Here is a 16,667-nt window from a genome sequence, read left to right on the forward strand (position 1 = left end):
CCCCCGGGGCTCAGGCGGCGTGGCGGCGATCCGTACGTTCGCCGCGCAGCAGCCGTCCCGGCGCGCTTCTGTAGAGCTTGAAGTCGTTGAACGGGTCAGTGACGATCTTGGTCGCCCAGACGAGCCCGGTTTCCACGTCGCGTTGGATGAAGAGCTGCAGCGAGCGGAACACGATCGCGCCGACGCCCAGGAACAGCCATGCCGAGCCAACGCGGCGCAGCGTCGTCATCCACCCGTCGGACGGATCGAGCAGGCCCCACAATGTCGGCTGAAGCACCAGCGTGACCGGCACCGCCGCCCACAGGCTCATCAGCACCCATTTGCGGAACAGGTTGTAACCGAGCTTGATCTCTTCCTTGTGCGCGTGCGTCGCCTGGTTCTCGTGATCATAGCCCTTGGGCTCGAAGAAGAAATGGCCGGCCTGGCGGCTCGTCATCGCCACGCCCCAGGCGAGCAGGCTCGCCACCGCCGGGTCGATGAACAGCAGCACATATGCGGTGATAAAGGTGCAGGCGCTGACGAAGTGCAGGCTCTGGTTGACCAGGCTGTGGTGATAATAGCGATGGTCATCCCAACGTTGCTCGGCGAGCTGGGCGCGGAAGCTGGTCATGGTCGAGGTCCTCAGGCGGCGAGCTTGGCGAAACGGACGAGCGAGAAATGGCCGAGCGGCGGCAACGGCCGGTTCTCGACCAGACACACGTCGGACCGGCTCGCCGCCCAGTTGGTGTAAAGCGAAAAGGGAAATTCCGTCCGGAAACCCAGCCGGCTGGTGATCGGCATCAGCGCCTTCTCCACGCCGCCGCGGAAACCCGCATTGGCGCTCACGCGCGTGGTGATGATGATCTCGCCGCCAGGGCGGCATACGCGCGCGAATTCGTCGAGCGCTTTTGCCGGATTGGGGCAGGCGGACACGACATATTGCGCGACCACCGCGTCGAACGCATTGTCGCCGAACGACAGCCGCTCGGCATCGTCGACACGGATGTCCTCGACATTGTCGAGGCCCAACCGGTCGACCCGGATGCGCGCCTTGTCCAGCATGTCTTCCGATATGTCGACGCCGACGATGCGGCTGCGCCGGTCATAGCCGGGCAGCGAGATGCCCGTTCCCACGCCCACTTCCAGAATGCGCCCTCCGACCCGCTCCGCGGCGCGGATCGCATCGGCGCGGCCCTGGCGGAACACGGGACCGAAAACCAGATCGTATATCGGCGCCCAGCGATCATAGGCTTTGGCGACGCCGGCGGTGCTCATCTGTGTGGCCAAGAAGAGGCTCCCGTACGCGCGATCCCCTTGGGATCACATCCTCTCTGGCTCTGTGACAGCCCAGCATTTCAGTTGAGCGAAGGTTTTGCGACAGGGTCCGCCATAATCTCGCAATGCAATCGTCACCGCACGCTCACCGAACTGTCCCTATCATGTTCTAAACGGCCGAAGCAGGAAGGGCCGACCGTCCGGCCCGCCATTCGGGGACGCGACATGGCCGACCTGTTTTCGAAAACAAGCGCGCGCATCAGCGGTATGGGGGACCCGCGCGATCTCCCGCGAACGCTCCCGCCCTGGCTGACCGCCATTGACGGCGACGATGCCGGCCCATCGCCGAAGCGTACGCGCTATCGCACCATCTTCATCTCGGATCTTCACCTCGGCACGCCGGGCTCCAATGCCGAGTTGCTGCTCGACTTCCTCAAGCATCACGAATGCGCGACGCTGTACCTGGTCGGCGACATCGTCGACGGCTGGCAGCTGCGCAAAGGGTGGTATTGGCCACAGGCGCACAACGACGTTGTGCGCGCCATCCTGAAGATGGCCAAGCACGGCACGCGCGTCATCTACGTGCCCGGCAATCATGACGAGCATTTCCGCGACTATGTCGGGCTGGAATTCGGCGGCATCGAGCTGGTCGGGGAGGACGTGCATGTCACCGCCGACGGCCGGCGCCTGCTGGTGATCCACGGTGACCAGTTCGACAACGTCGTGCTTTACCACAAGTGGCTCGCCTTCCTCGGCGACTGGGCCTACACCATGCTGCTCAAGAGCAACGGCACGGTGAACTGGGCGCGTCGCCGGCTCGGCCTGCCATATTGGTCGCTCGCCGCGCACATGAAGAAGCGCGTGAAGAACGCCGTGCAGTTCATCTCGCGCTTCGAGGAAGTGGTCGCGCATGCCGCGGCCGACCGGAACGTCGACGGCGTGGTATGCGGTCACATCCACTCGGCCGAGATCCGCGAGTTCGACGGCGTCACTTACTATAACGACGGCGACTGGGTGGAGAGCTGCACCGCGCTGGTCGAGCACGCCTGCGGCCGGATGGAGATCATCGACTGGGCGGAGCGGCACCGCGCGGATGCGGTCGCCGCGCGCGCCAAGCCGAAGCTGACGGTGGTCGAGGCGTGAGGATCGCGCTCGTCAGCGACGCGTGGATGCCGCAGGTCAACGGCGTGGTGCGCACCCTGTCGACCACCGTCGCCCGACTGCGCGCGATGGGCCATGAGGTGGAAACGGTCACGCCCGATACCTTTCCCACCGTCGCCTGCCCGACCTATGCCGAGATCAGGCTGGCGGTGATGCCCGGCCGGGGCGTGCGGCGGCGGCTGGATGCCTTCGCGCCGCAAGCGGTGCACATCGCCACCGAGGGCCCGCTGGGTTGGGCGGCCCGGCGCTGGTGCCTGCAGCACGGCCATGCCTTCACCACCTCCTTCCACACCCGCTTTCCCGATTACATGGCGATGCGCACCGGGCTGTCGCCGTCGCTGTTCTGGGCCAGTCTGCGCCGCTTTCACCAGCCGGCGGCGCGCGTGTTCGCCGCCACGCAGACGCTGGAGGGCGAGCTGCGTGGGCGCGGCCTGCCGCAGACCCATCGCTGGTCGCGCGGCGCCGATCTGGCGCTGTTCCGCCCCGGTGGCCCGCCGCTGCCCGAGCTTGCCGCGCTGCCGCGGCCGATCCTGCTGCATGTCGGGCGGGTCGCGCCGGAAAAGAATATCGAGGCGTTCCTGTCGGCGGGCACCGCCGGCACCAAGGTTGTGGTCGGCGATGGCCCCGCGCTGCCGATGCTCCGCGCCCGCTTTCCCGACACGCTGTTTCTCGGCGCGCTTCAGGGCGAGCGGCTCGCCGCAGCCTATCGCGACGCGGATGTCCTGGTCTTTCCCAGCCGCACCGACACGTTCGGCCTGGTCATGATCGAGGCGCTGGCCTGCGGCACGCCGGTCGCCGCCTATCCGGTCGCCGGCCCGCTCGACGTGCTGGGCGAACACCCTGAGGCGGGGGCGCTGGACGAGGATCTCGGCCGCGCCGTCGCCCGCGCGCTTCAACTCGACCGGCGCGCCGCCGCCGCTGCCGGCCGGGCCTATTGCTGGGACGCCTGCACCGCGCAGTTCCTCGCCGGGCTGGAGCCGTGCCGGTCGTTGCTCGCCGCCTGAGGTGATCGGCGGGCACACGCCCGCCCCCCCCCCCGCTATGGCACCCGCCGCGCTGCTCCTTCCCGTTGGGCAGCGCCGTCGCTTGCGGGATCCGTGGCACATCGGCATGTCGGGCCGAGCGATGACCGACATCCCCGATCACGATCCCGCCACCCCGCCGGAGGGCAATCTGCCCGAGCGGCTCGCCCGTGCCATCACGCTGGGTGGGCCGATCCCCGTCAGCCAGTTCATGGCTGCCGCCAACGCGCATTATTACGCCACGCGCGATCCGCTCGGCGCGGACGGCGATTTCACCACCGCGCCGGAAATCAGCCAGATGTTCGGTGAGCTGATCGGCCTGTGGGCGGCGGATCTGTGGGATCGCGCCGGCCGGCCAGAGGTTCGCTGGGTGGAGCTCGGCCCGGGGCGCGGGACGCTCACCGCCGATGCGATGCGCGCGGCCGCCCGCGCCGGCTTCGCCCCGCCGGTCCATTTCGTCGAGACCAGCCCGGTGCTGCGCACGCGGCAGGCGGAGCGCGTGCCCGCCGCCACCTGGCACGACGATGTCGAGGATCTGCCGGCCGACCGACCGCTCATCGTCATCGCCAACGAATTCTTCGATGCGCTGCCGATCCGCCAGCTGGTCCGCGGGCGCACCGGCTGGCACGAGCGGATCGTCGCCTGCCAGGATCTGCTGTTTCTGCCGATCCCGGGCGCCGCGGTGCCGGACAGCGTGATCCCGGACGCGCTGCGGGAGGCCGCGCCCGGCGCGATCATCGAAACCTCGCCGGCCAGCGTCGGCATCATGCGCGTTCTCGCCGCCCGCATCGTGGCGCAGGGCGGCGCGCTGCTCGCCATCGACTATGGCTATGAAGGCCCGGCGCTCGGCGAAACGCTGCAGGCGGTGCGCGGCCATGCCTTTGCCAATCCGTTTGAGGAGCCGGGCGAGCGCGACCTGACGGCGCATGTCGACTTCGCCACGCTCGGCATGGTCGGCACGGCCAGCGGCGCCGCCGTCTCCGGTCCGGTGCCACAGGGCGCCTTTCTCACCCGGCTGGGGATCGATGCCCGCGCGGCCGCGCTCGGCCCGCGTGTCGCGCCGGATCGCGATCGCCTGGTTGAGGCCATGGGAACGCTGTTCAAGGTTCTGGCGATGCGCCATCGTGACTGGCCGGAGCCTGCAGGATTCGCATGATCGATTATCGCAATGCCGTGAACACGGACGGGGAAGCGCTGGATGCCATGGCGCGCCGCGTCTGGCTCGCGACCTTCGGTCATTCCGCCCCGCCGGGCGATATCGATGCCTATGTCGCCCATGCTTATGGGGCGGACGGCTTGCTGCGCCGCCACCTTGCCGATCCCGCTTATGACTTCCAGCTCGCCTTGGAACGGGGCGTGGTGGTCGGCTATTGCAAGGTCGGGCCAACCTTCTTCAACGGCGAGGTGCCGACCGAGGGCACGCTCCATCTGCACCAGCTTTATGTCGATCCGGCGGCGCATGGCAGCGGCGTCGCCGCGCACCTGCTTGATTGGGCATGCGGCCTGGCGCGCCGGCGCAACCGCCAGGCGATCCTGCTGACCGTGTGGGAGGAGAACCACCGGGCACGGGCCTTTTATGCCAAGCACGGCTTCGTCCATATCGGCGATTATGCCTTCAAGACGGGCGACCAGATCGACCGTGACCTGATCATGCGGCTGGATCTGTGACCGGCGTGGATGTCATCCGGGCCCGCGCGCTCGGCGGCGTGCCGCACGGCTTCCTCGGCCGGCGCGGCGGCGTGTCGCAAGGGCTGCACGGCGGCCTGAACGTCGGCCTGGGGTCGGCGGACGATCCCGCGGCGGTGGCGGAGAACCGCCGGCGCGCGGCCGAGGCGGTGCTCCCCGGCGCGCCGCTCGTCACCTGTTTCCAGATCCATTCCGCCGATTGCGTCACCGTCGCCGCACCACCGGAGGAGCGGCCCCGCGCCGACGCGCTCGTCACCGATCGGCCGGGCATGGCGCTCGGCATCCTCACGGCCGATTGCGCCCCGGTCCTGCTGGCCGATGCGGAGGCCGGCGTAATCGGCGCGGCACATGCGGGGTGGAAGGGCGCGATCGGCGGCGTCACCGATTCCACGCTCGCCGCCATGGAGCGGCTCGGCGCCCGGCGACACCGCATCGCCGCCGCCATCGGGCCCTGCATCGCCCGGGCAAGCTATGAGGTGGACGAGGATTTCCGTCGCCGCTTCGAAGGGGAGGATCCCGCCAACGAGCGCTTTTTCGTCGACGCGCGCGCCGGCCATGCGCAATTCGATCTGGAGGCTTATGTCACCCATCGCCTCGCGACCGCCGGCGTGCGCCGGATCGAGGCGCTCGGGCTGGATACCTATGCCGACGAGGACCGTTTCTTCAGCTATCGCCGTGCCACCCATCGCGGCGAGCCCGATTACGGCCGCCAGATCGCGATCATTGCCCTGGGTTGATCGGCTGCTTTCGCCTTCCGCCCCCACGCGCTAGAGCGCGGGCAACACAAGCCTTTGATCCGGTGACGGCCGGCGCCTTGTCCCACGCAGGCGCCGGTGAGCCAGCGGGACAGGCGCCGTGAACGGAGACAAGGGCCAGGCACATGCAGCACGCGGACGTACTCATCCTTGGCGGCGGGCTGGTCGGCGCAACGCTGGCGATCGCGCTGGACCGCCATGGCCTCTCGACCATCGTCGTCGACCCGGCCGATCCCTCCGTTACCTTGTCGGCCGGGTTTGACGGGCGCGCCTCCGCCATCGCCAGCGCCAGCCACCGTATGCTCGAGGCGATCGGCGTTGCCGACCGCCTGGCCGGGCAGGGCTGCGCGATCCGGCAGATCCGGGTCAGCGACGGGCTGGAGCCGGGCGCGCTCGATTTCATTCCGGACGCGGACGATAGCGCGCTCGGCACCATGTACGAAAATCGGGCGCTCCGCCGGGCGCTCGCCCAGTCGCTCGGCGAAAGCGGGGTCGATTTCCGCCCGCTGACGCGCACCACCGAAGTGGAGCGGTCGGCGACCGGTGTTCGCGCCACGCTGAGCGACGGCACGGAGGTCACCGCTTCGCTGCTCGTCGCCGCCGAGGGGCGCAACTCGCCGACCCGTGCCGCCGCCGGGATCACGACGGCGCACTGGCGCTATGATCATGCCGCGATCATCGGCGCGTTCCACCACGAACGCTCGCATGAGAATATCGCCTTTGAGATCTTCTATCCGTCCGGCCCTTTCGCCCTGCTCCCGCTGGTGGACGACGAGGACGGGCATCGCTGCGCGATCGTCTGGTCGGTGAAGCAGGCGGATGGCCCCGGGATGCTGAAACTGTCCGACCGCGCCTTTCTGGCGGAGGCGGAGAAGCGCATGGGCGGTTTTCTCGGCACCTTGTACAAGGCGAGCCCGCGCGCGAGTTATCCGCTCGGCTTCCACCATGCCGCCGCGATCACGGCGGAGCGGCTCGCGCTGGTCGGCGATGCCGCGCATGGTATCCACCCGATCGCGGGCCAGGGGCTGAACCTTGGCTTCCGCGACGTGGCCACGCTGGTGGAGGTGCTGGTCGAGGGGCGCCGCCTGGGGCTTGACGCGGGCGACGCGCAATTGCTCGATCGCTACCGCCGCTGGCGCAGCCTCGATACCTTGCTGGTCGCCGGCGCCACCGACACCTTGACCCGCCTGTTCGGCATCCCGGGCCGCACCGCCAGCGCCGTGCGCCGCTTCGGGATTTCGGCGGTGAACGCCATTCCCCCGCTGAAGGACCGCTTCATGGCCGAGGCACGCGGCGAAAGCGGCGCCCTGCCGCGCCTGCTGCAGGGCATGACCGTCTAGAAGCTTCCGCTCGAAATGGCTTTCACCCACTTGTGTCGTCTCCCCGGCGAAGGCCGGGGCCCAGTTGGGGGGCGAAGCTGGCGTGCGCAGCGGCAGTCACGATCCGTTTTCCACCTTCCCCAGCGTTCACCGGGGGGTCACGCAGATCTGGCTTCATCCCCCCGGCTCGGGCTCTGCGGCCGTCGCGTCAAACCCCCGGCAGCCGCTGTGCCACGCTGATCCAGCCGGGCGCATCCATCAGCCCGACGCCAAAGGCCGCGCCCGCGCTGGTCAGCGCCGCGCCGGTGATGCTCGCCCAGTGCAATCGGCCGAGCGACATACGGTCCCACCAGAACAGCAGGCCGAACGGCAGCAGCCCGATCACCTGGCTTGCCGTGAACATGGCCGGTGATGGCGGTCCCAGCGGGATCCGCCCCATTGCCGGCCCCATGAAGACCAGCGTCGCTGCCAGCATCAGCCGCTTGTGCGCCTGACCGTCACGCCGACGGATAAAGCCCAGCGCGGCGAGCGGCGTATAGGACAGCAGCGCCCCCATCGGCAGCGCCATCCAGCCATAGGGGCTCACGCCGGGGGGCTGGGTCATCCGCTGCGGCAGATGGATCATCGTCAGGTACATGAATGGAATCATCAGCACCGCCACGATCAGCCCCGCGACGCCCAGCCGCATGTGCAGGTCCCGGCGCCCGGCCGAAACGAGCTGCGTCTGCGTCCAGAAGATCAGAAGCCACAATGTGCACAGCAGCCCATGCACCACCACCGCCCCGTCCAGCGGCGCCAGCGGTCGCGGCGAGGGCACCATGCCGCGCAGGAACCAGCTCGGCGCAAAGCCGGCGAAGACCAGCGCGACCATCAGCCACGCCATATAGCGATAGAAGCGCCGCTCCGCGGTATCGCGCGGGCGAGCGGCAGCGGCGGCGAAAGCGGTCGCCATGCGAAACTCCGTTGCATCGTGTTGATGCCGCCCGACTAGACGGGCACGCGCCGCGCCTCATCCGCGCCGCGACGCCGCTGCGACCGTGCGACGGGGCTGCGATAAAGGTGCCGCGACATCATCTGGCCGACATCGGCCAAAACAGGCCAAAAACGGCCGAAACAGGCCGAAGACGGCCGAAACAGGCCGAATCAGGCCGTCAGCCGCTCGATCAAGGCCATCGCACCCTGCGGCGCTTTCGGTTTGAACCCGTTGATGAAGAAGACGAATGTCTCGCGCGGCGTCCGCTCCGGCACCTCGCTGCTGACATAGGGAAGGTCGTCTGGCAGTGCCCCGGATGCCCATTGCCGCGCCGCCGTTGCCCAGCGATCCAGCGCCTTCGGGGAGTAACCCGCCGCCTCCTCCTCCACCGCATTTTCCAGCCGAGCATAGACGAAGTCGCCGGTCACATCGGCAATGGCGGGATAGTCGGCCGAATCGCCGAACACGATGGCAACGCCCGCCGCCCGGCACATGGAAATGAACGCCGGCACCTGGAAGCTTTCGTGTCGCACCTGCACCGCATGGCGCAGCGCAACGCCCTCGTGCGCCTTGGGCAGCAGCGCGAGAAATGCCGCGAAATCATCGGGTTCGAACTTCTTCGTGGCCATGAACTGCCACAGGATCGGGCCCAGCTTCTCGCCAAGCTCGACGATCCCCTGCCCCACGAAGCGGGCGACGGATTCACCGGCTTCGGCCAGCACCTTGCGGTTGGTGCAGAAGCGCGAGGCCTTCAGCGTGAAGACGAAGCCGTCCGGCGCGGTCTGCGCCCATCCGGCAAAGGTCGCCGGCTTGAACCCGCTGTAATAGGTGCCGTTCACCTCGATCGCGGTGACATGGCGGCTGGCATATTCCAGCTCGCGCTTGATCGGCCATTTGGCGGGATAGAAGGTCCCGCGCCAAGGCTCGAAGGTCCAACCGCCGATGCCGACGCGAATCGGTGCCTGTGTCATGACCACGGCTTAGCAGGGCGCCGCCCGGGTGGCGAAGGCGGCCATCACGCATGGGGGCGTTGGGCAGACCAGGCGCGGCTGCACCTGGCGTGAGGGAGCGTGACGGGCGTTCGGCCGCCGGTCACGCTCATGGTCATCAGGCCCGCTCGAGATAGCGCGCGCGCAGCGCTTTCCTCATAGCGTCGTCAACGCCCAGCTCGTTGCGGTAATAGCCCTCGAGACCACCCGGACGACTGCGCAGCGCATCGAACGCCGCATCCAAATAGCGCCGGTCGACCCCCATCATCGCCTTCAACGCGTCTGGTGACACGCGCTTCGCGAACTCGGCGGCTTGCGGATCCGCCTTCATCCGGTCGGGCTTAAAATATTGATTGGAGAGAAGATAATCCTCCATCACGGTCGCATAGGGCACGCCCAGCGCGGTGAGCAGCAGCGCCGCGGCGACGCCGGTGCGATCCTTGCCAGCCGAGCAGTTGAACGCCAGCGGCGCGTTCCCCGCGGCAAGCTGCGCGAACATGCGCTTGTACTGACCGGCGAAACGGAGCGGAATGTCGCGATAGCCTTCCGCCATCAGCGCGGCCGCCTGTTCGCCGGTGAGGCCCGGCTTCATCAGCGCCCGAAAATTGCTGTCCATTTCGTAGTCGTCCGCGAATACCGCCGGCTTGACGCCCGCTGGCCATTGCACCGGTGCCGCAGCCCGCTCCCGCGTATCGCGGAAGTCGCAGACGCTGCGGATGCCGCGCGCACGCAGCGTCTCATAATCCTTCAACGTCAGGTTGTTCATCGCACCCGAGCGGTAGAGGAGGCCCCATTTCACCGTTCGGCCGTCAGACGCGCGATAGCCGCCAAGGTCGCGGAAGTTCTGCCCGCCCTCCAGCGGAAGAACGCGTTGCTGCGCGACCGGGGCCGCTTGCGCTGCGCGCGGCTGCGCCACCTGGGCGTGGGTCAGGGAAAGGGGCAGCGCTGCGGCGATCAGCGCCAGCGGCAGACGCCGGGTAGCAAGGTTGAACATCACGGTTCCTTTCTCGGGAAGGGGTCAGAAGTTGAAGCGAATGCCGAACAGGAAGCGGCGGCCGATCTGCTCCACTTCGGTGGGTCGGCTCTCATCGCCTTGATACGCCCAGTAAATGGCGTTGGTGAGGTTGTTCAGGTCGGCATAGACGCCAATGTTGTCGGTGATCGCATAACGGATCGCGACGTCGAGATTGTCATAGCCGGCGCGATATTCGTCCCCGCTGCCCGCGCCGATGCCAAGCCCGCCAAGCGTATCTAGCCAGCGCGTGCGATGCTGATAGCTGACGCGTGCCGACAGGCCATATTTCTCGAAATAGAGTGACGCATTGGCGATCCGGTTTGACGTGCCGGGAAAGCGGATGTCCTGGCGTTCCGCAGTGTCGAACTGGCCGTCCAGCAGCGTGAGATTGCCCTGAAAGCCGAAGCCGTCGAATGGCGCGGGCAAGAAGGTGAACTGCTGCTGGTAGTTGAGCTCCACGCCGTAGAGACGCCCACTCTCGCCGTTGAACGTCGAGGTCAGGAGATAGGCTGAGCGATCCACCCCGCCGCTATCGAACGCATCGTTCCCGACCACCTGGGTGTTGGCGTACAGCACGTTGTCTACCCAGCGATGAAAGCCGGCAACCGACAGGATCCCGCTGCCGGGCAGGTAATATTCCAGGCTGGCGTCCACGCCCCAGGTATATTCCGGCCGCAGGTTCGGGTTGCCGCCGCCAATGCTGCCTGGCGAGGCGGTATCATCGATCGAGGAACCGACGCGGATCTCGCCAAAGGAGGGCCGCGCGATGCCACGCTGGCCGGCGATACGGAACACGAAGTCGCGCGATAGATCAAAGCGCGCGTTCAGGCTCGGGAAGACGTCGGTATAGCTCTGCCCGGCCGAAAGCGGCGCAGCGACATTCCCGCGCAACAGCGCCGTGCCGCGATTGTCGAGGTCGAGGTGTTCGACGCGCACGCCAGCGATCACCTGCCCTGCGTCGAACCGCAGCTTGGCCATGGCATAGCCGGCCGCGAGGCGCTCGTTCAGCGCATAACGGTTGCTGACAGGCACGTCGTTCGCCGGATTATAGATGCCGAGCGCCTGCAGCCGGTTGAGGATCGCGCTGACATCACGTCCCAGCGCCGGATTGTCTATATTTTTGAAGGAAATGCCCAGCGGGAAGTTGGTGTCCCAGCGATCGTCCGTCACATAATCATTGACGTTGAATGCCAGTCCCGAGCCTGCGGGAAATGCCGCAAGGTTCACGACGGAACTGGTTGCGAAGGTGAAGCCATCGATCGTGCGATCGGCGTAAAGGCCACCACCCGAGAGCGTCAGTTGATCGAACTCCTTCGACAGGTCGAGCTTCGCGGTATAGCTGTCCGTAAAGGAGTCCTGCCGGCCCGGGATCACGTACGTGCCCGTCAAGGTGCGCTGGTCAAAGCCGTCAAGCGCCGGGCCGCGTGCGAAGCTGCCAGGCGTCGCGCCCGCCACCGTGCTGTACAGCTGGACGATCGGGAAGCGCGGATCGCTGAAGTTATAGGTCAGCGAGGGCGAGGCGCTCCCTGGCGTGCTCGCCTGGATCAGTGGCAGATCGGTCGTGTTTTCCGTGCGCGTATAGTTCAGCGTGACCGCGGCACGGAGGCCATTCCCATCCTCCAGCTCGCCGCCGATCGTGTTGATGTAGTTGCGCGTGCGATATTTGCCGTCGTTGAAGGTGCCACGCACCGGCACGCGCAGCAGGTCGCCACTCTGCACGCCGCGGGTCCCACCAACGGCGCGATCCAGCCGGAACTCATATTGGTTGCGCTGCTCGTCGTCGTTGAAGCTGGTGTAGATCGCCTTCGCCCACAGCCGCTGGCCATCGGCGGGGGCAAATTCCACCCCGGCGAACAGGCCGTTATTCTCGCGCATCAGGCGATAGCTGCGGATGTCGAACTCGGTCGGGCCGCTGGCGTCGTACAGGCCGACCTCGCGATTGTCGGTTACCTGCTTGCGGCGGTAGTGCGACCCGCCAATCACCACGCCGACCACGTCATTGGACCAGCTGGCGCGCAGCGAGCCCTGGCGCTGCTCGCCCCCGCCCAGCTCCATGAAGCCGTATCCAAGGTCGCCCTGAACGTTGAGCCCCTTCTCCGACATGGGCGAATAGGTGCGCAGGTCGATGCTTGCGACGATCGCTTCGGCCTGAATGTCCGACGTGAGCGACTTGTTGATGGCAAGGCCGCTCAGCAGCACCGCCGGAATGGCATCGAAGCGATAGGCGCGCGTTGTGCCGCCTTCATCCACCCCCACCACAGGCACGCCATCAATGCTGACGGAGGTCCAGCGGTTCGGCGCGCCGCGCACCTGAATATAGCGTTCCTGCCCCTGATCGCGCTGAACCGCGACCGCGGGCAGGCGGGCCAGCGCAGCGGCGCTGTTCTGGTCAGGGAAACGCCCCACCGCGTCCGCCGCGGCGACATCGATCAGATTGTCTGCATTTCGCTTCTGCTCGATCGAAGAGCGCTGCGCCTGGAGGATCGACCCCATCACAACGATGTCGCCGTCGGCAGCATTGTCGCCTGGTGCGTCGACGGGGGCGACCGGCACCGCCGCCGCGTTGCTGGCGAGCGCCTGTCCGAAAGCCGGCGTCGCCGTCAGCAGTGCAAGCATGGACACCGCGGTTAGCTGATGGCCCTTTCCGATAGTCATTAACGCCCCTTCCCTTGTCCCTCGGGGCGCCATTAGAACGGTTGTATGACTCGCAAGGGTCTGGCTGGTTACGTGGTCGTGACAGGTCGTATTCTACCAGACTGCTATTACTCGCCTAATCCAGAACACACCTTGTAGAACAGATGTATCAGGGCTTGTGTGCGGGTGACCGAACGATTTCAGAAAGCTAGATGGAGCGGATGAAACAGCAATCAGCCGAGCCCGGCGACGTCGGCGTCACAACCGTTAATCGGCTGGAAGCAAGCGTCATTGCCTTATGGGAATGCGAGGGGGCGGCGGGTGTGTCCGCGCGCGCGGCGGCGTTGCACGCGGACATTCCAACCTCATCGATTTATCATCACTTCGGCGGCATGGATCAGCTGGTCCGGCGCGCCTCGCACGCCGCGTGCATACAGGCGCGCGAATGGGCAATGCGCCAGCTCGCGGCGCTGGATACACTCCCCGGAGATCCGTCTTTCTTCGCGCCGCTGCTCGCAACGCTGATCGATGACTGGTGTGAACAGCAGCGGTCGCTAGCCTTCGCCTGGCGCGAGGCGCAGGCACAGGCGATGCGCAACCCGACTGAACGAGGGCCGGCCGAGGAATGGGCCGCCCTTTGGGGGGATTTCTGGACGCCATTGTGCGCCCATTTCGGCTTTGGCGAGCTGATCGGCGCGGTGATGGCTCTGTTTGACGGTGAATCCAGCCTGCATCTGCTGCGTTGGCGGCGTCCACTTGATCGCGCAGTGCTCGAGGAAACCTGCCGGACCTGGACGGAATGGTCGCTCGGTCGTTCCGGCGCTGCCGCGCCCTTGCGGACCATGGCACGGACCGCCGCGGTTGCCGGCCAGCCGCCTGAGCCGGCATGGGACCAAATGACCCAGCATATCGCGACAGCGGCAGCGGCAACGGTGGCTCAGTTCGGGCTTCCCGGCCTCACTCACCGGGCCGTGGCGAAAGCGGCGGAGGTGACGCTGGGCATGGTATCCAGTCGCTTCCGGAGCAGTGCGGAACTCTTGCGCGCCGCATTCGAGAGCACGTACCGACGCACCGTGACGCCGCTCGAAGGGGAACGGCCGGCCATGTCGCTGTCCGGCACCATGGCGCTGCCCGACGAGGTCGCGCTGAAAGCGTCATTCGAATTGATGCTCGTTGTCGCGCGCGATCCGACCTTTGCTCCCTTCGCCGCGCAGTTGCGCTACCTTCGCGGGCGAACATCCGGTCGATACCTGAAGGCCTGGGTGCATCCCGACCGCTCGCTGTCCGTGGCCGATACCGCGCTATTCTCCAGCATCATGGCCGGCCGCAGCCGCGCCACACTGTGCGGGCAGCAGATCGACGAATCGGTGTTCGAGCGCATGCTCGCCCCGCTCAGCACGCCATAGGGACGCGGCGCCAGCAGATCACATGCAGGCCCGGCCAAGGTCGAAGAAGGATGCGGGTAACAGGTCGGCCGCTTTTGCAGCGCGCCGCCACGAAGCTTGCAAGACACATCGCACCGATCCGCCGAGGCGGCAGTTCCTAATATGCTGCTATCGCTGAAGAAACTGGAGCGGGCGAAGGGATTCGAACCCTCGACCCCAACCTTGGCAAGGTTGTGCTCTACCCCTGAGCTACGCCCGCTCTGGCGTCAGTCCCGGAAGCCTCCGGGCTGGGTGAGGCGCGGCCACTAGCAGCGCGATTCAACCCCTGCAACCCCCAAATGCACATTCTTCCAGAAAGATTGACCGGAGAGGCCCTCCCCGCCTACCTGCGCTGCGGCATGACAGCCCCTACCATCTTGCTCGTCGAGGACGATCCCGCGCTGCGCACGCTCACAGCGCGCGCGCTCCAGGAAAACGGGTTCAACGTGCGGCCGGCCTCTGCCGCGCCGGAAATGTGGCTGGCGCTGGATGCCGGACCGGTCGATCTGGTGCTGCTCGATATCATGCTGCCGGGCACCAGCGGCATCGATCTGTGCCGGTCGCTTCGGCAAAAAAGCGATGTTCCGATCATCTTTATCTCGGCGCGATCGAGCGAGACTGACCGGGTCGTCGGCCTGGAACTGGGCGCGGACGACTACATTGCCAAGCCATTTGGCGTGCGTGAACTGGTCGCGCGGGTCCGGGCAGTGCTTCGCCGGCCCGCGCTGGACCGCCGCTCTGGCGAGGGCGATCAGGGGCTGCTGCGCTTCGAAGGATGGACGGTCAACCTGCCGCGGCGCGAGCTCACCTCGCCCACTGGCGCCTCGGTGGATCTGACCGGCGCGGAATTCGATCTTCTCGTCGCCCTTGCCGATCACGCACAGCGCGTCATTGCCCGCGAACGCCTGATCGAGCTTTCGCGCACCCGGCTGGGCGACAGTTCCGATCGGTCGATCGACGTGCTGGTCAGCCGCCTGCGCCGCAAGCTGTCGAGCGCCGGCGAACAGGCGCCGATCGTCACCGTGCGCGGCGTCGGCTATATGCTCAACGTGCCGGTGGAGCGCAGTTGAGGCGCTGGCTTCCCAGCGTCGGCCTGCTCGGGCAGGTCGTGGCCATTCTTCTCCTCACCATGCTGATCGAGTTTGGCGTCTCGACCATGCTCTACGAGCGGGCAAGCGAATTCTCGGTCCGCGATGACGAGGCACGGCGCCTGGCGGAACATCTGGTCATCAGCCGGCGCCTGCTGGAAGATCGGCCACCCGCTGAGCGCCCGGCGCTCGCGCATGAGCTGACCACCGATCGCTATGAGGTGCAGTGGGACGGGGCAGCCGGGGTGCCGCCCGCGGTTGAGCCGGCGCTTGATCCCATGCGTCGGCAGATCGTCGATTGGGAGCCGACGCTGCGCACGGGCGACTTGCGGCTACGGCTCATCTCGCCGGGGCGAAGTTCCAAGGTGCGCGGCGCGCTGCGCCTGCGGGACGACACTTGGCTGCACTTTCGCACGCTGGACGCGGTGGCGCGGCTGGATTTCGCCTTTGAGCGGATCCTGCTGGGGCTGGTGCCGGCAGTCGCGCTGATGGTGCTGGGCGGGCTGATGCTGCGTCGTGCGCTCCACCCCTTGCGCCGGCTGGCCGAGGCCGCGGACCGCGTTGGCCATGACGAGGTCGGCGCGGTGCCCGAAGGCGGCCCGCGCGAAGTTCGCCGTCTGGTCGGCGCCTTCAACCGGATGCAGGCACGGATCGGCGCACTGATCGAGGCGCGCACGCAATCGCTCGCGGCGGTCGGGCATGACCTGCGCACGCCGCTCGCGCGACTCCGCCTTCGAACCGAGACGATCGCGAGCGCTGACACACGCGAAGCGATCGGGCAGGACATCTCGGAAATGGAGGCGATGATCGCCTCGCTTCTGGCCTTTCTCAGCGGGGACAATGATCCCGAGAAAAGCTCAGCCCTGGACCTCGCGGTGCTGTGCGCCACACTGGTCGATGACGCCACCGATCGCGGCCATGAGGCGCGCTACGTCGGTCCCGACCATCTCGAGCTCCGCCTGCGTCGACTGGCGATGAAGCGCGCCCTGACCAACCTGGTCGACAATGCGTTGAAATACGGGGCGTCAGCGGTGGTCGAACTCGCGCCCGGCGACGGCGTCGTCACCATCCGAGTCCTTGATACGGGCCCCGGCATCCCCGACGAGCAACTGGCACACGTTCTGGAACCGTTCGTCCGCCTTGACCCGGCGCGCGGGCGCGACACGATCGGCTTTGGACTTGGTCTTCCGATCGCGGTTCAGGCGATCAAGGCGGAAGGGGGAACCCTCACACTTGCCAATCGCCCGGAGGGCGGGCTGGTCGCCACGATTGTTTTGCCGATCACCCAACTGGCGGCCGGACACAAAACGTAACGTGATCGCTGCGGGCCAGAAAGGCGCAGCAATT

General features: G+C 67.1%; 15 protein-coding genes and 1 tRNA gene. 9 read left to right on the top strand and 7 right to left on the bottom strand.

Going from position 1 to position 16,667, the window contains the following annotated elements:
• Positions 1 to 10: 10 nt before the first annotated feature.
• Together BMX36_RS12190 and BMX36_RS12195 are read right to left on the bottom strand one after the other, a co-directional pair.
• The gene (locus BMX36_RS12190) at positions 11 to 610 is read right to left on the bottom strand and encodes a hypothetical protein (protein ID WP_093065852.1); all 600 of its coding nucleotides are present in this window, start codon (positions 608 to 610) and stop codon (positions 11 to 13) included.
• Between the two features lie 11 nt (positions 611 to 621).
• The gene (locus BMX36_RS12195; RefSeq protein ID WP_197420557.1) at positions 622 to 1,266 is read right to left on the bottom strand and encodes a class I SAM-dependent methyltransferase; all 645 of its coding nucleotides are present in this window, start codon (positions 1,264 to 1,266) and stop codon (positions 622 to 624) included.
• A gap of 255 nt (positions 1,267 to 1,521) precedes the next feature.
• On the opposite strand from BMX36_RS12195, the gene BMX36_RS12200 reads away from it, so the two are divergent.
• The 6 genes from BMX36_RS12200 to BMX36_RS12225 all read left to right on the top strand — a co-directional run bounded on the left by BMX36_RS12200 (position 1,522) and on the right by BMX36_RS12225 (position 7,218).
• A complete protein-coding gene (locus tag BMX36_RS12200; RefSeq protein ID WP_093066363.1) occupies positions 1,522 to 2,397 on the top strand; it encodes a UDP-2,3-diacylglucosamine diphosphatase in 876 nt (291 codons plus the stop codon).
• A complete protein-coding gene (locus tag BMX36_RS12205) occupies positions 2,394 to 3,419 on the top strand; it encodes a glycosyltransferase family 4 protein (RefSeq protein ID WP_093065854.1) in 1,026 nt (341 codons plus the stop codon). Before BMX36_RS12200 ends, BMX36_RS12205 begins: the two co-directional genes overlap by 4 nt.
• Before the next feature lie 121 nt (positions 3,420 to 3,540).
• Positions 3,541 to 4,593 carry a class I SAM-dependent methyltransferase gene (locus BMX36_RS12210; RefSeq protein WP_093066365.1) on the top strand — a complete coding sequence of 351 codons (1,053 nt, stop codon included), beginning with the start codon at positions 3,541 to 3,543 and terminating at the stop codon, positions 4,591 to 4,593.
• On the top strand, positions 4,590 to 5,105 hold the full coding sequence (locus BMX36_RS12215; RefSeq protein WP_066775786.1) for a GNAT family N-acetyltransferase: 516 nt from the start codon (positions 4,590 to 4,592) through the stop codon (positions 5,103 to 5,105). The genes BMX36_RS12210 and BMX36_RS12215 overlap by 4 nt, the downstream gene beginning before the upstream one ends.
• Positions 5,102 to 5,860 (top strand): peptidoglycan editing factor PgeF, encoded by a 759-nt coding sequence (gene pgeF / locus BMX36_RS12220; protein WP_093065856.1) that lies wholly within the window; start codon positions 5,102 to 5,104, stop codon positions 5,858 to 5,860. Before BMX36_RS12215 ends, pgeF begins: the two co-directional genes overlap by 4 nt.
• A 143-nt stretch (positions 5,861 to 6,003) precedes the next feature.
• Positions 6,004 to 7,218: a UbiH/UbiF/VisC/COQ6 family ubiquinone biosynthesis hydroxylase gene (locus tag BMX36_RS12225; RefSeq protein ID WP_093065858.1), complete on the top strand. Its 1,215-nt coding sequence runs from the start codon at positions 6,004 to 6,006 to the stop codon at positions 7,216 to 7,218.
• Positions 7,219 to 7,405: 187 nt separating this feature from the next.
• Here BMX36_RS12225 and BMX36_RS12230 read toward each other — a convergent pair whose 3' ends face one another.
• The 4 genes from BMX36_RS12230 to BMX36_RS12245 form a co-directional block, all read right to left on the bottom strand.
• Complete coding sequence (locus BMX36_RS12230; RefSeq protein WP_093065860.1) at positions 7,406 to 8,149, bottom strand: hypothetical protein; 744 nt, start codon at positions 8,147 to 8,149, stop codon at positions 7,406 to 7,408.
• Between the two features lie 191 nt (positions 8,150 to 8,340).
• Positions 8,341 to 9,141 (bottom strand): DUF72 domain-containing protein, encoded by an 801-nt coding sequence (locus BMX36_RS12235; RefSeq protein WP_093065862.1) that lies wholly within the window; start codon positions 9,139 to 9,141, stop codon positions 8,341 to 8,343.
• Between the two features lie 136 nt (positions 9,142 to 9,277).
• Positions 9,278 to 10,153, bottom strand: a complete 876-nt coding sequence (locus tag BMX36_RS12240; RefSeq protein ID WP_093065864.1) for a tyrosine-protein phosphatase — start codon at positions 10,151 to 10,153, stop codon at positions 9,278 to 9,280.
• 24 nt (positions 10,154 to 10,177) lie between these two features.
• A complete protein-coding gene (locus BMX36_RS12245) occupies positions 10,178 to 12,829 on the bottom strand; it encodes a TonB-dependent receptor (protein WP_256210782.1) in 2,652 nt (883 codons plus the stop codon).
• Positions 12,830 to 13,029: 200 nt separating this feature from the next.
• Between BMX36_RS12245 and BMX36_RS12250 the strand changes: the two genes are divergently transcribed.
• Positions 13,030 to 14,214, top strand: a complete 1,185-nt coding sequence (locus BMX36_RS12250; RefSeq protein ID WP_177179127.1) for a TetR family transcriptional regulator — start codon at positions 13,030 to 13,032, stop codon at positions 14,212 to 14,214.
• A 163-nt stretch (positions 14,215 to 14,377) separates the two neighbouring features.
• Here the strand turns inward: BMX36_RS12250 and BMX36_RS12255 are convergent.
• Positions 14,378 to 14,452, bottom strand: a tRNA-Gly gene (locus BMX36_RS12255).
• A 139-nt stretch (positions 14,453 to 14,591) separates the two neighbouring features.
• On the opposite strand from BMX36_RS12255, the gene BMX36_RS12260 reads away from it, so the two are divergent.
• Positions 14,592 to 15,302 (top strand): response regulator transcription factor, encoded by a 711-nt coding sequence (locus BMX36_RS12260; RefSeq protein ID WP_066775790.1) that lies wholly within the window; start codon positions 14,592 to 14,594, stop codon positions 15,300 to 15,302.
• Positions 15,299 to 16,633: an ATP-binding protein gene (locus tag BMX36_RS12265; RefSeq protein ID WP_093065868.1), complete on the top strand. Its 1,335-nt coding sequence runs from the start codon at positions 15,299 to 15,301 to the stop codon at positions 16,631 to 16,633. Before BMX36_RS12260 ends, BMX36_RS12265 begins: the two co-directional genes overlap by 4 nt.
• The last annotated feature ends 34 nt before the right edge of the window (positions 16,634 to 16,667 follow it).

Origin of the sequence: Sphingomonas sp. OV641, assembly GCF_900109205.1 — a bacterium.
Classification (GTDB): domain Bacteria; phylum Pseudomonadota; class Alphaproteobacteria; order Sphingomonadales; family Sphingomonadaceae; genus Sphingomonas.